This is a genomic window from Enterococcus raffinosus, assembly GCF_018917525.1.
Taxonomy (GTDB): Bacteria; Bacillota; Bacilli; order Lactobacillales; family Enterococcaceae; genus Enterococcus_A; species Enterococcus_A raffinosus_A.
Window position 1 is genome coordinate 1 of sequence record NZ_JAHLOS010000025.1, and the last position, 12,923, is coordinate 12,923.

Here is a 12,923-nt window from a genome sequence, read left to right on the forward strand (position 1 = left end):
TAGGTTTATTCAACTATGTGTCCGATCAAAATTTATCTGATTTCAAAATAGCCGAGAGAATTATGGTTGTTAAAAACTCTTAACTATTTAACTTCCACAGTTTAGTTGACAAACCCTATAAAATAAGTCTCGTCACTTTATTTCGTGACGAGACTTATTCAGTACATTAGTAAAAACTAAATCAAGATATTCTTAATCCTCTACAACCTAACAACATCCACCTTCAACAACCGGCTCAATCACCACTTCCTCAATCCTGCGATTTCTCATCTTCGAAATAGTTATCTTCAACCCATCTAACTGAATCGTCTCGCCTTCCATAGGGATTCGTTCGATTGATGCTAAAATATAGCCTGCGACGGATATGGAGTTCGTGGTATTTGTAATATTGAAGAGCTCTTCCAGGCAATCGAAGTCTGAACGTCCATTTACCAGGAAGCTGCCATCTGCCAGCTTGTAATAATCCAGTTTCTTGTTATCATATTCATCCCAGATTTCCCCGACCAATTCTTCAATGATGTCTTCTAGTGTAACGAGTCCGGCGGTTCCACCGTATTCATCGATAATGATGGCTATATGGATTTGATCGGCTTGAAATTTTTTCATCAGCTCGGAAATTTTCATGCTTTTTGGGATAAAGCTGATTGGTTTGACGATGTCTTCGATTCTTTTTTCGCCTTTTAGCACATGGTAATAAAAGTCCTTTTGATTCACCACGCCGGTCACGTCGTCGATGCTATCTTGGCAATAGGGCAGGCGAGATAGGTCGGAGGATTCAAAAATTTCGGCTATTTCTTCGGTACTCTTTTTACTGTTAATGGAAATAATATCGGTACGGGGCACAAAGATTTTTTGTACCTCCAAATCGTTGAATGCGACCACACTTTTGATTAGCAGCTCGTCATCTGCATCGATCGAACCTTCTTGAGCTGCTTCCTCCACAAGAATCAGCAATTCATCTTCGGTGATGGAAGGAGTCGCTTCTTTGTTTGGTAGCAGCTTCATCAGACCAATTTTCAAGACAGAGAAAAAGAGCGTCAGTGGATAAAAAATCGTCAGCAAGATTTTCAATGGACGGGCAACGGCAAGTGCGAAAGTCTCAGGTGCTTCTTTTGCCAATGTTTTGGGAAATATCTCACCAAAAGTTAAAACCAGAATCGTCATTACAACTGTCGATAGCGTAACGCCGATGTTGCCAAAATAGCGTACAAACAGGACGGTCGCAATCGAAGAGCTTGCGATATTCACGATGTTGTTCCCGATCAGGATCGCTGATAATAGACGATCGAAATTATGAAACAATTCTAAAACGTTCCTTGCTTTATCATTTCCTTCCTCTGCCAATTTAGTGATCCGAATGCGATTTAATGAAGAATAGGCCGTTTCACTCGATGAAAAGAACGCTGACAGAGCCAGCAATATTACCAATACAACCATCATGACACTTAGATTATCCAAAAAGCTTCCTCCTTATATTTTTCAGCTAATGCAAAAAAGCACCCTGTATGCCAACAGCGCACGTTAAAATCATTATTATTAAATACATGATTATTTTTTTCTATACACAACGAGTCCTCGTCGTCCAAAGTATCATTTCTCCTATCCTAGCTAAAAATCTCTATAATTAACCGTATCGTAGTCCAAATTGAATGTCAAGATAGGATTTAATTACAAATAGACTAGTTAAGAAAACGATTATTACTTCAGAAGTTTTCATTCAGCCAGCTTTTTACAAGAACGAACGTCAATAAGCAAAAACAGTGTGCCTTTTTCATGAAGACGTTTTCTATGCGCCCTGATTAGTGCTATCATTGTAGTAGTAACGTAGTATCCCCCAAACTTTATTCGATTCATCAAGACATCTGTCTGCAACTAAAATCCAACAAGAGTCTCTAATTGAACAAATGTAACTGTCCTATTTTCATTTGAAGTTTTTTTGCTTTTTGAAAAGGGAGGTAGAACGATGTTCCAAGATTACAAAGTTGTGATTACTGGTGCGACTTCTGGTATTGGTCTGGCTACGGCTCGGCTGTTTATCAAGGAGGGCGCGATAGTGATTGGGATCGGTCGGAATTTTAGCAAGACGAAGGATTTAGGTGATCGCTTTATTCCTCGGACCTGTGATGTGCGGGATGCCGATGAGATCGTAAAAACCTGTGACTTTATCAAAGAAACGTTTGACAATGAGCTGGATGTGTTTGTGAACAATGCGGGTTTTGGCGAGAATACCACGATTCGTGATGTGACGGTCGATCAATTTGATCGCTGCTTCAGTCTTTTGCTGCGGGCACCGATGCTGTTTGGCAAAGAATTGTATCCTCTTTTATTAAATGCTCCGAAAAACAACGCAAGTATTATCAATACCGCTTCTGCCGCCAGCCGAACGGTCAGCTCTGAAAATCCCTTGTATAATCTAGCGAAAAACGCCGTGGTGCTGTATACCAAGCAACAAGCCCAGGGCTTTATTGGCGTGCGCTGCAATAGTGTGTCGCCGGGCTTTATCCAGACGCCGATCTTCCAACGAGAGGGTGTCAATATGGCGGAAGCTGATGTCTTGGCGATGTATGATCAAATGGCGCAGATTACTTGCGGACGAACAGGAAAACCGGAAGAAGTAGCGGATTTGATCGCGTTTCTAGCCTCGACAGATGCACAGTACATCAATGGCGCCGATGTCTTGATCGACGGCGGCTTGATGACGGTCAGTAATTAATGCCAGTTCCACTTTACGCAGTTTAAATTAAAGAAAAAAGTTTAGTGGAATGGTATGCGTGACGAAACTAAGACTCATTTTTGAAAAAAATGAATTCCATAAAATGAGGTAGATGCCAGTTCCACTTTTTGCAGTTTATTCAAAATATGAACGTTTAGTGGAATGGTATGCGTGACGAAAATAAAACTCATTTTTGAAAAAAATGAATTCCTTAAAATGAGGTAGATGCCAGTTCCACTTTTTGCAGTTTATTCAAAATATGAACGTTTAGTGGAATGGTATACGTGACGAAACTAAGACTCATTTTTGAAAAAAATGAATTCCTTAAAATGAGGTAGAAGGAGGATTCAACATGTTAAAAGATTCTATCGTAATGATTACTGGCGCGACTTCTGGCATCGGCTTGGCGACAACGAAGGAATTTCTGGATCAGGGGGCAACGGTAATCGGGATTGGGCGAAATTTCAGTCGAACGAAGGAGTTAGGCGAGAACTTTTTGCCGTTTAAATGTGACGTGACGGATGAGGAGCAGATCAAAGCAGCGGTGGCTTTTGCGAAGGAAAAATTCGGTAGATTAGACAGCTTGATTTGCAATGCGGGTTCTGCGATCGTGGGTACGGTTGAGGAGGTAAATTCGGGTGAGTTTGAACGGGCCTTTCAATTGTACGTGCTGCATGCCGCGCTGTTTACTAAATATTGTGTGCCGCTTTTACGCAAGTCGAAAAATCCGAGTATCACCCACACCGCATCGGTGGCTTCCTTTATGATTGGGGATTCGGTTCCTTATAATGTTTTGAAGGCAGCTTTATTGAATTACACGCGGCAAAGTGCGGCGGCGTTGTTAAATAATAATCCAGCGGATATGTTTGGGCGACCTAAAGCAGTAACGGAGATCGATGAAGGCGACAATACCTTCATTCGGGTAAATGCGGTTTGTCCGGGATTGATCCGTACGAATTTGATGCCGGATCAAGCATGGGAGATGTTGGGAACCGAAGCAGCATTGAAGGCGATCCCGAGTCGGCGGATCGGTGAGGATTGGGAGCCAGCGAAATTATTTGCTTTCTTAGCATCGGCTAAAGCTAGCTTCATCACTGGTGCGACCATCACGATCGACGGCGGCTGGTATACGACACATGCACGAGTATAAAAGAAAGTGAGGAATCATCAATGAAAGAAAAATATGCACCATTATTTGAACCGATTGGATTGAAGCACGGCGGACGTTTGGAGAATCGTTTCGCGATGTGTCCGATGGTGGTTTTCGCAGCTGATCCAGCAACGGGCCGGCCAACGGAGGAGGATATCAAGTACTTTGAGCGGCGCAATAAGTTTGCGGATTTGTTGATTACTGGTGCGATCACGGTTCAGGAAAATATCCAAGGACATCCGAAACAATTATCTATCTTTAATGATGAGGCAATTGATGCTTACAGCAAATTAGCTGCGGCCATGAAGAGCAATGGCAGCAAAGCGATTGGTCAGATTCAGCATCCCGGCCGTGAAGGCGCGTATGGCTGCTATGTCACTGGAAAAGCCTATGCACCAAGTGCGATCGAATTTCCATTTTTGCAATACAAGGTAACCGAATTAACAGAAGATGAAGTCTGGCAAGTGGTGAAGGATTTTGGCTTAGCAGCGCAGCGCTTGTTGAAAGCCGGCTTTGACGGTGTGGAGATTCACGGGGCAAATCACTATTTGATCCAGCAGTTCTTCTCTAGCTATTCAAATCAACGGACGGATTATTGGGGCGGCTCGTTTGAAAAGCGGATGAACTTTGCCATTGAAGTGACAAAAGAAGTCTTGAAAGTCGCGCGAGCAGAAAATCCTGAGGCAATTGTCGGCTATCGAATTTCACCGGAAGAGATTCATGGGGAGATGGTCGGGTATGACTTGGATGATTCATTGAAATTGATCGATAAGCTGTTGGAACAAGACCTCGATTTTCTTGATTTATCTTCAGCGGCAGGCGGAAACTTTGGTAAAGATGCCTATAAGGCGATGCCGCAAAAAGGCGATTTTACTGAGCCAGTCAGCCTGGTCATCAAGAAGTTTGTGGCAGGCAGAGTGCCGATAGTTATTTCAGGGACGATTCGTTCAGCTGATGAGGCCTTGGATGCACTGAACTATGGCGATGTGGCGTCGATGGGTGTGGCAGCATTATCTGATCCAGACTTCAAAGAAAAAATCTTAGCAGATAATGAAGAGACGATCCATATGAATGTCAAAGGACATACCGATGACCTTGAACTGCCGTCAGGCTTGATTGAAGTTTACACGGCAGGGATTGGATTGCCGCAGGTTGAAGGGTTGATAGAGAAGGAGTAACGACCGTTCTGTTATGGAGAAATGCTGAAAGTCTCTGAACCTGCTTACAACAAATGAAATAGACGCGAACACCATTGTCTACAGCTCGTAGGCAATGGTGTTTTTTGGGTGAAATATTTGTTTATTTCAAATATTACAAATAAAACAATTATCCAAAAAGTTCAGAAGGTCTTTATTATACGAGTGATAAATGATATAATAAAAAACGTTATTAAACGCTAAAATATCTGTTTCGTTATAAAAAAGTCATTTTATTGATTAAATATACTGGAAATAATTTCTGGAGTATTTAGCGAATAAAGCAAGGAGGGAAAGTAACTTAATTTTAGGGGTTTGGGAGAAAAAATATAAGGAGAAGCATTCATCTGAATGTGTGGTGAAAAATGATTTCAGAAAAACAAAAATTAGCGATTGTTGCTTTAGCCGTTTTATTGGTCGGTGAAGTCATTGCGGTGATCAGCATCGGATTGATTTATTTTAACCGAGCATTTTTCGGAGAACACATCAATGTCATTCGAACATTTGTCAATGCGTCAACAGCTTTCTTTGGTTGCTTCTTTTCATTTTTAGCAGCGCTATTGATGTTTCAATATTTGAAATATCGGGAAAAGCAGAAGGAAGTGCATAAGACAACGCGATTGTTTACGAAGCTGAAAAAGGAATATCAAAATAATTATTCGGCGCTAGTAGAATTGGGTGGAGAAATCGCGAATGGTTCGACGGAGCTGGCGAAGCTGTTGAAAGAAAGTCAGAAAGTACGGGATTTGTTCGTACTGGGCGTTTATCGATTAGATTTTATCATGTATGATACCTATTATCATGATACAGATTGGCAGTTGATTCGTGAGGTTGATCGCAATAGTGAAAGTTATTTAGAACTATTTGAGCTAAGTCATCAAATCGAATACCTTTGTCAGGCAATTGTTGAGAACAAAATCAATTCAGAAGAAAGCTTGAGACAACTGTTGGTATTGATCACACAAAAGATCGGAACTTTGCAGCAACATCAGCTAGAAATTGAATTGAAAGAGCGTCCGATGGAAACGGACAGCGAGACTGACTACGCGGCAGAGCCGGTCGGTGTCGAAATGGTCCAAGATTAATTGTTACAGCTTAATAAACTGATTGAAAGCCGAGTGAAGAATTTTACTCGGTTTTTTGTTTTCAAAAAGGGCATTTCTGGACAAATCCTCTAAATACTCAATGATTTGCGAAAAAAATGGTTTTTCAATCTTTTAGTTGATTACTGATGGTTATGATTCAGTTTGATAAATTTCAGGGCATCAAAAAAAAGTAGACCTTATCTTTTAACCGATGAAAAGCATAGAATCAATGATTCGAGTGTAAGACACACTGGACATTGCTTGATTGATCTTCTTTAGAACAGCTATTACTATTGGGCTAGGAGGCATAAAAGAATCCTGCTGTTGTGTGCCAGGTAGTCAATTTCATCTAGAAAATAGAGGCTAATACCTCCTCTCTCCTCTTTACATGCGAAGTCTTAACAGTACTGGAAGGATGGATTAGACTACTTGGCGCGCATAAAATAGAGCTCTTGGGAATGAGAAAACAGAAGAATGAGATCAAAAGAACTCTTTCATAAGAAGGGTTCATTTTTTGACTATAAAGAAAGTATAAACTTTTCATATGAATAACTTGCCTTACAGCGGGTATATCCATGTCCGGCTTCACGAACTAGCTTTTTCGGCAATAAGCAAAAATATTTCGAAATTTGAGAAGCACCGAGTAGGTACCAATCAACATCAGTTCTCTTCGATCACTGTGTTTCTTGGCAATTTAGAAATATTTTGGTCTTATTGCTGAGACACACAGCGATTGCTTGCAGAGCTGATGTGGAACAGTACCTACCTGGTGTTCAAAAGCTGAGCGAGTTCGCGAAGCCTTTCTTATTTTTTACCGGATGAGGCGCACTGTTTACCGGACAGGAAAAAAAGCTATTTTACTCTTCAAAAATGGCTTACTATAAGAATAGAGAAGGAGGTGGCGATGCTCCATGTTGAAGAGGTTGAAGATTCAAGTGGAAATCGGAAAGAATTGGATAGCGCCGGAGGTACGGATTCGGGCGGCTGAAGTGAAAACAGGTAGCCAGCTTGTCAGCTGTTTAGAGGCGTTTCAAGAGGAGCAATTAGTGATCAAAGTAAAGGATGAGTTTGTCTTATTAAATAAAACCGAAATTATTTATTTAGAAATCTTCAATAAAATTGTAACGCTTTATACCGCAAAGGAAACGTATTCTTTTCGTAAATCCCTCACGGCACTAAAAGAAGAACTGCCAAGCGATCAGTTCTTGCAAGTTTCAAAATCAGCCTTGGTCAATACAAAGGCTATTCAAAAATTAGAGATTGCCTTTTCTGGAAGTTTATTTGCCTATTTGAGTAACGGTCAAAGGATCACCGTTTCTCGTCGGTTTGTCGATCAGTTGAAGCAGCATTTAGGAATCAAAAGGAGGAATCAAAATGAAGCGAGTACTTAAACTATTAGGACAATCTGTCGGCTTTGGCAGTACTATCTGCATGCTGTTTGCTTTTATTTATGCCGATAATCAAGTCAGAAAAATCGTCCTGAGTTTTGTTCTTTTGTCGGTAGTGATCGGATTATTGAGTCTGATCTATGAAGTGAAAAGGTTGTCGCTTCTTGTTCAAACGTTGATCCAGATGGGGGGAGGATTTATTGCTTTTTTGATTGTGGCTTGGGTGAATCAATGGTTTCCCTTTAAGTGGCAGGTGGTTTTGTCGGCCTCCTTCTCCTTTTTTCTACTCTTTTTTGCCATTTGGTTGTTCAATTATTTGAAATATAAGCGCGAGATTAAACAAATAAATCAGAAATTGCGATAGAATAAACGTTTTTAGAGTCAGCGAAGAAGAGTCGCTGACTTTTTAATAATTTATAGTTGACAAGTTTACTTGTCAGTTCTATACTGTTTTTGACAATAAAACTTGTCGAAAAGGAGAGGTTAACGATGAGTAAAGTAAAAAGATTTTATGTAAAAACGATTGAGACAAGCGGCCCTGGGATTACGACTGTTGTGACTGACAAACAATCAGGTGTGCAATATTTATTAGCAATCGTTCCTAACATGGGTTCTGGTATGGCAGTGTTGGTTGATAAAGAGGGCAAGCCGATGTTGGCAGAAATGGATAAATAGTGCTTATTTTTTTGCAGATGATTGACAAGAAAACTTATCAAAACAGGAGTGGAAGATAATGGAGCGAAGCGTATTAATCGAAGCAAAGGAAATATCAAAGCAGTTCAAAAACTATCAGGCGATCAATCAGTTGGATTTCAAAGTTTATGAAGGGGAGATTTTTGGTTTCTTAGGACCTTCAGGAGCAGGAAAAACGACGACGATTAAGATTTTAACGGGACAATTGAAACAGACTTCGGGACAGGCGAGTATTTTAGGCATACCGGTGGAGAAGGTCAATGAAGATATCTATAAAAAAATCGGGATCGTTTCTGATATGAGCGGCTTTTATGAAAAATTGACCGTCTATCAGAACTTGAAATTTTTTGCAAAGTTGTTAGCTGTTGATCCAGCAGTGATTGACGATCTATTAAAGAAATTTGGGTTGTATGAGCATCGACAAAAGCTGGCAGAGAAGCTTTCAAGAGGAATGAAGCAACGGTTGGTTTTGATTCGCGCGATTTTACATAAACCCAAATTACTTTTTTTAGATGAACCGACTAGTGGGTTAGATCCGGTTTCGGCATTAGCGGTCCACCAAATGATGGAGGAATTGCGTGCTGAAGGAACATCGATTTTCTTAACCACTCACAATATGGAGGAAGCCGATAAGTTGTGTGATCGGGTAGCATTGTTGAACGAAGGAGTTATCGCCGAACTGGATTCACCGGAAAATTTACGGCTTAAGTTTAATAAGCAGAAACGCTTTAGTATCCAACTCACGGATGAGACGGAAGTTCAATTAATGCAATCAGTTGAAACAGCCAAGCTGATTGAAAAATGGATCGCCGCAGATCGAGTGGAAACAATCCATTCCTGCGAGCCCACTTTAGAAAAAGTCTTTTTGGAAGCAACAGGGAGGAATTTAGTATGAGTAATACAGTGAAACGGATCAATGCCATAATGGGCCTGAAATTTCAAACGATCTTGAGCAACTTGAGTATGATGAGCAATCCGATCATTGCTTTGATGATCGTAATGGTTTTTCGCCGAGTAATGACAAATCTGCCGCAAGCAAATGGCGTCTTTCGCGTGGATGCCTTTCTACTGGGGTTGGGACTGATCATGAATATTGTTTCTGGCGGTTTGATGATCAGCAGCACGTCGATCGCTGAAGAAAAAGAGAAGCATACGTTGCGGGTTTTGATGACCTCATCAGTAAAAAGCAATGAGTATTTGGTCGGGTCATTGATCCCAACTTTTAGTATCATCATGATCGTTAATCTCCTTTTAATTCCAGCTAGCGGGATAGCTTATTCAGCCATTGATCTTCCGGTTTTTCTTTTGATTACAGCTGCCGGGACCTTGATTAGCATTATTTTAGGCTTTGTTGTCGGGATTTTGACGAAGGACCAGACGCAATCTGGCGTGATCTGTACGCCGCTTCTGCTCGTTTTTACGATGCTGCCTCAGCTGCGTTTTTTCAGTTCAACGATCGATAAAGTGTCGAGTTATAGCTATTCTGGGGTGATTGCCGGTTATGTTGATGGAATTTTCAGCAAAGAAGGCTATTCTCTCAATGCGTTGGATCTTGTAACAATGTCCGTTTGGTTTGTTTTAGGAATCGTAATTTTTCTTATAGCATACAGAAAACGAGGCATGGAGTCTGATTAATCAATCTTAAGCTATCCATTCTTCAGAAAATTAGCTATAATATTTAATTAGAAAGTGGGGATCATCTTTGAAAAAAGAAGAAATACTGGCAAAAAGCCGTGAAGAAAACCGAAAAAAAGATCCTTACCGTGAAGAAATTCAAAAACGTTCGAGTTCTTTTAGCGGGTTAGTCGTAGTTCTCTTATCAACGGGTCTTTTTATCATCCAAAAATTACTTGATAGAGGCTTTAATTTTGGACTTTATGCGGTCACTTTTTCTTATGGTGCTACAGACTTTCTGGTAAGATACTATTACTTAAGAAGACGTAGAGATTTGATTTTCGGGATAATCTATTTATTGGTTACGATCGTAATGATCGTTTTTCATCTAAAACAGCTGGTTTCTGATCCTAAGATAGTCTAGGTGAGTCGTATGTCTGAAGAAAAATTAGTCTTAAAAAATCGTTTAAAAGAAGCGCGAAAAGAAAAGAAATTATCCCAAGCTGCACTTGCTAAGTTAGTTGGGGTGTCGCGAACAACTATTAGCTCGATCGAGACGGGCCAGTTCAGTCCAACTGCTAAATTAGCCTTGGTTTTATGTATCGCGCTGGATGTGAAGTTTGAAGATTTGTTCTATTTTTAAATAATAATCTAAATTTTTTACTGCCGATGATAAATATCATTGGCTTTTTTGTTTCAATATACCTTTTTTTTGAAAAAATAACAAAAAAACGAACAAGTGAAACAGTGAACAATCCTTTATAATAGTAGTGAGGGGAGATTGGTTTATATATAGCGTGTAAGCAGTCTCAAATGGTTTATTCCTGTTGTTGAGTTGGCCCAGTGAAAAGGTAGTCCGGCTTTCATTTAGGAGGAATGACGATCATGGATTCAAGTAGAAACGAAAAAATTTATCGAAGGAGTAATAAAGTAAGTCGTATACTTCAGATGATTTTCTATTTTCTTGTGATTTTTAGTGTAGTTTTCCCAACTGATGAAGTAATTATTTATTTGACCATGGTTTGCTTAATAATGGCTTTTATCGCCTTGATATTACCCTATTGTGTAGGCTATTTAAAAAAAGAATAGTCTGATACAGTTACTTCTGTGTTATTGAAATGTTGAATCCTACAAAGCAAATGGAGGATCAAGCAGCCAGAGACTTTTACAGAAAAGTTTCTGGTTTTTCTCATTGACGATGATTATAGTTCCAAACTTTGACGCGGATAGGTGAAAACGTATATTATGGCAATAGAAAGGGTTAGAAGGAGTTAAAAAAATATGTGGGGACATAGGGAAAAGGGGGACATGGTATGAAGAAAAAGCATGAAAAGGGCAAAAGGAGCAAGAAATATGAACTATTCGACGCTCTTTGTCAAGAAATGGAAGAAAAGGATTATCATATGCAGGATAAGACCTTTTCGACTAAAGAAGCTGGGACGCAGGGAATGCTGCTGCCAATTCCATTTATCGTATTGGTCGTGATTGGCTACTTTTGGCGCTGGGGAGCGGACGCATCGCCATTATGGGAGATTAATTTTCTCCTGTTTCTGATTCTGTTCATTGTTTCCATCCCAATTCATGAGCTGATTCATGGGCTGGCGTGGGCGAATTATGCAAAAAAGAAAATGAAAAGCATCACCTTTGGCTTTAATGTCAAGGAGCTGATGCCGTATTGTCATTGTAAAGAAGCGCTGGAGGCAAAGGCCTATAAAATCGGTGTATTAGCACCAGTTGTGGTACTAGGAGGCGGCTATTTTCTCCTGTCGCTGCTGTTTCCAAATACAGAGCTGATCTTGCTTTCTGCCTTTAATATTTTTATGGCAGCAGGCGACTTGTTGATCTTTTGGGGGGCACGCTCGATTCACGAGGGGTTAGTGATCGATCATCCAGAATTACCAGGCTTTGTGGTATTTACTAAATAAATCGAAAAACAGGATTCCTTTTTATTTGAGGAATCCTGTTTTTGTCATTATTTTATCTTTTCAAATACATCCCTAGACTTTCAGGTGCGGTTTCTACAAAGCCAAACTGTCCATAAAGCTTATCTGCTGGTCTGTCAGCGATCAGATTGACATAAGCCTGCGGATTGATCTCATCGTGAACGTACTTCATCAGCAGCTCCATGATCGCTTTCGCAAGACCTTTTCCTTGTTCCTTTGGATGGACAGCGATGTCCACAATCTGATAAGCGGTACCGCCATCTCCGATGATTCGCCCCATTCCGATCAGTTTCTCATCGGTCTTATTTCGGATAATAACCGAATAAATGCTATTTGCCAGCCCCATTTTACTGGCTTCCTTGTCTCGCGCAGACAATCCGCAAATCTGTCGCAGTGCCAAGTATTCTTCAACCTCGGGAATATCGATTCGGATGACAAAGTTTTCCATCGCAAACATCCTTTCACTGTCTTTCTATGCTCATTCTACGCTATTAGCCATAAGAAACAAGAAATAAGATACGCAAAATAGTCGAATTCCACGGTTTCTTTTTTTAATAGAAAATAAAATTCTAAGTTATTTTTTGATTAGTTCGCATAACGAGGCGGGTTTGTCGTTGTCGAATGGCTCCAAAACGGACATTAAAAAAATTTTGTCGATTGACAGGAGTGTTTTCATAGGATTATAGTCGAGGCGTGATCACAAACCAATCAGAGAGGAGCATCCTTTTGACAGGAGCATTATTTACACCAAGACAAGTTTTTTCGCTACGACCTAAAACATTAGAGAAAAGAATAGATAAACATTACCAAGAAACCCGTGATGCGGGATCAACTATTCAAATTTTGATAGCGCTTCAGGTGCGAGACGAACTAGGCGAAGAGGATTTTTCATTTTTCATGAAGCGGCTTGTTCGTAAGCTGTTTTTAGAGACTAAGACTTCTCGGACATTGCGCCGCTATTATTTCTATTTCAAGAATTATTTTTCTTCAGATGAGTGGAAGGTCGTATCCATCAGACTGTTTTCAATCAAAACCTATATCACAGAGAAAATCGAAAAATTCTATACTCAATTCATGAAAGAACCACTGACAAGGTTGGCAGGTTCATGACGTGTGGAAAGAGTGACTTATTAAGACAAAA

16 protein-coding genes are annotated in these 12,923 nt (G+C 40.2%); 14 read left to right on the plus strand and 2 right to left on the minus strand.

Going from position 1 to position 12,923, the window contains the following annotated elements:
* Positions 1 to 207: 207 nt before the first annotated feature.
* On the minus strand, positions 208 to 1,458 hold the full coding sequence (locus KQI58_RS14740; protein ID WP_216409811.1) for an HlyC/CorC family transporter: 1,251 nt from the start codon (positions 1,456 to 1,458) through the stop codon (positions 208 to 210).
* A 505-nt stretch (positions 1,459 to 1,963) separates the two neighbouring features.
* On the opposite strand from KQI58_RS14740, the gene KQI58_RS14745 reads away from it, so the two are divergent.
* The 13 genes from KQI58_RS14745 (at position 1,964) to KQI58_RS14805 (ending at position 11,764) form a co-directional block, all read left to right on the plus strand.
* Positions 1,964 to 2,713 carry an SDR family NAD(P)-dependent oxidoreductase gene (locus KQI58_RS14745; protein WP_216409812.1) on the plus strand — a complete coding sequence of 250 codons (750 nt, stop codon included), beginning with the start codon at positions 1,964 to 1,966 and terminating at the stop codon, positions 2,711 to 2,713.
* Between the two features lie 352 nt (positions 2,714 to 3,065).
* On the plus strand, positions 3,066 to 3,863 hold the full coding sequence (locus KQI58_RS14750; RefSeq protein ID WP_216409813.1) for an SDR family NAD(P)-dependent oxidoreductase: 798 nt from the start codon (positions 3,066 to 3,068) through the stop codon (positions 3,861 to 3,863).
* A 20-nt stretch (positions 3,864 to 3,883) separates the two neighbouring features.
* Positions 3,884 to 5,041 (plus strand): hypothetical protein, encoded by a 1,158-nt coding sequence (locus KQI58_RS14755; protein ID WP_216409814.1) that lies wholly within the window; start codon positions 3,884 to 3,886, stop codon positions 5,039 to 5,041.
* A 383-nt stretch (positions 5,042 to 5,424) separates the two neighbouring features.
* Positions 5,425 to 6,144, plus strand: coding sequence for a hypothetical protein (locus KQI58_RS14760; RefSeq protein WP_216409815.1), 720 nt, complete (start codon positions 5,425 to 5,427; stop codon positions 6,142 to 6,144).
* Between the two features lie 911 nt (positions 6,145 to 7,055).
* Entirely contained in the window at positions 7,056 to 7,535 is a 480-nt protein-coding gene (locus KQI58_RS14765) for a LytTR family DNA-binding domain-containing protein (RefSeq protein WP_216409816.1), read from the plus strand.
* On the plus strand, positions 7,519 to 7,896 hold the full coding sequence (locus KQI58_RS14770; protein WP_216409817.1) for a DUF3021 domain-containing protein: 378 nt from the start codon (positions 7,519 to 7,521) through the stop codon (positions 7,894 to 7,896). Before KQI58_RS14765 ends, KQI58_RS14770 begins: the two co-directional genes overlap by 17 nt.
* Positions 7,897 to 8,021: 125 nt before the next feature.
* On the plus strand, positions 8,022 to 8,207 hold the full coding sequence (locus KQI58_RS14775; RefSeq protein ID WP_216409818.1) for a DUF6440 family protein: 186 nt from the start codon (positions 8,022 to 8,024) through the stop codon (positions 8,205 to 8,207).
* A 58-nt stretch (positions 8,208 to 8,265) separates the two neighbouring features.
* Complete coding sequence (locus tag KQI58_RS14780) at positions 8,266 to 9,120, plus strand: ABC transporter ATP-binding protein (protein ID WP_216409819.1); 855 nt, start codon at positions 8,266 to 8,268, stop codon at positions 9,118 to 9,120.
* Positions 9,117 to 9,860: an ABC transporter permease gene (locus tag KQI58_RS14785; protein WP_216409820.1), complete on the plus strand. Its 744-nt coding sequence runs from the start codon at positions 9,117 to 9,119 to the stop codon at positions 9,858 to 9,860. The genes KQI58_RS14780 and KQI58_RS14785 overlap by 4 nt, the downstream gene beginning before the upstream one ends.
* A 67-nt stretch (positions 9,861 to 9,927) precedes the next feature.
* On the plus strand, positions 9,928 to 10,263 hold the full coding sequence (locus tag KQI58_RS14790; protein ID WP_216409821.1) for a DUF6442 family protein: 336 nt from the start codon (positions 9,928 to 9,930) through the stop codon (positions 10,261 to 10,263).
* Positions 10,264 to 10,272: 9 nt separating this feature from the next.
* Positions 10,273 to 10,482: a helix-turn-helix transcriptional regulator gene (locus tag KQI58_RS14795; RefSeq protein ID WP_216409822.1), complete on the plus strand. Its 210-nt coding sequence runs from the start codon at positions 10,273 to 10,275 to the stop codon at positions 10,480 to 10,482.
* 242 nt (positions 10,483 to 10,724) lie between these two features.
* A complete protein-coding gene (locus KQI58_RS14800; RefSeq protein ID WP_216409823.1) occupies positions 10,725 to 10,928 on the plus strand; it encodes a hypothetical protein in 204 nt (67 codons plus the stop codon).
* A 224-nt stretch (positions 10,929 to 11,152) separates the two neighbouring features.
* Positions 11,153 to 11,764, plus strand: a complete 612-nt coding sequence (locus tag KQI58_RS14805; RefSeq protein WP_216409824.1) for a DUF3267 domain-containing protein — start codon at positions 11,153 to 11,155, stop codon at positions 11,762 to 11,764.
* Between the two features lie 52 nt (positions 11,765 to 11,816).
* Here KQI58_RS14805 and KQI58_RS14810 read toward each other — a convergent pair whose 3' ends face one another.
* Positions 11,817 to 12,230 (minus strand): GNAT family N-acetyltransferase, encoded by a 414-nt coding sequence (locus tag KQI58_RS14810; protein ID WP_216409825.1) that lies wholly within the window; start codon positions 12,228 to 12,230, stop codon positions 11,817 to 11,819.
* A 278-nt stretch (positions 12,231 to 12,508) separates the two neighbouring features.
* Between KQI58_RS14810 and KQI58_RS14815 the strand changes: the two genes are divergently transcribed.
* The gene (locus KQI58_RS14815; protein ID WP_216409826.1) at positions 12,509 to 12,892 is read left to right on the plus strand and encodes a hypothetical protein; all 384 of its coding nucleotides are present in this window, start codon (positions 12,509 to 12,511) and stop codon (positions 12,890 to 12,892) included.
* The last annotated feature ends 31 nt before the right edge of the window (positions 12,893 to 12,923 follow it).

Coding starts and splice junctions, on each gene's coding strand:
- KQI58_RS14745 (WP_216409812.1), top strand. CDS start 1,964: ATGTTCCAAGATTACAAAGTTGTGATTACTGGTGCGACTTCTGGTATT.
- KQI58_RS14750 (WP_216409813.1), top strand. CDS start 3,066: ATGTTAAAAGATTCTATCGTAATGATTACTGGCGCGACTTCTGGCATC.
- KQI58_RS14755 (WP_216409814.1), top strand. CDS start 3,884: ATGAAAGAAAAATATGCACCATTATTTGAACCGATTGGATTGAAGCAC.
- KQI58_RS14760 (WP_216409815.1), top strand. CDS start 5,425: ATGATTTCAGAAAAACAAAAATTAGCGATTGTTGCTTTAGCCGTTTTA.
- KQI58_RS14765 (WP_216409816.1), top strand. CDS start 7,056: ATGTTGAAGAGGTTGAAGATTCAAGTGGAAATCGGAAAGAATTGGATA.
- KQI58_RS14770 (WP_216409817.1), top strand. CDS start 7,519: ATGAAGCGAGTACTTAAACTATTAGGACAATCTGTCGGCTTTGGCAGT.
- KQI58_RS14775 (WP_216409818.1), top strand. CDS start 8,022: ATGAGTAAAGTAAAAAGATTTTATGTAAAAACGATTGAGACAAGCGGC.
- KQI58_RS14780 (WP_216409819.1), top strand. CDS start 8,266: ATGGAGCGAAGCGTATTAATCGAAGCAAAGGAAATATCAAAGCAGTTC.
- KQI58_RS14785 (WP_216409820.1), top strand. CDS start 9,117: ATGAGTAATACAGTGAAACGGATCAATGCCATAATGGGCCTGAAATTT.
- KQI58_RS14795 (WP_216409822.1), top strand. CDS start 10,273: ATGTCTGAAGAAAAATTAGTCTTAAAAAATCGTTTAAAAGAAGCGCGA.
- KQI58_RS14800 (WP_216409823.1), top strand. CDS start 10,725: ATGGATTCAAGTAGAAACGAAAAAATTTATCGAAGGAGTAATAAAGTA.
- KQI58_RS14805 (WP_216409824.1), top strand. CDS start 11,153: ATGAAGAAAAAGCATGAAAAGGGCAAAAGGAGCAAGAAATATGAACTA.
- KQI58_RS14810 (WP_216409825.1), bottom strand. CDS start 12,230: ATGGAAAACTTTGTCATCCGAATCGATATTCCCGAGGTTGAAGAATAC.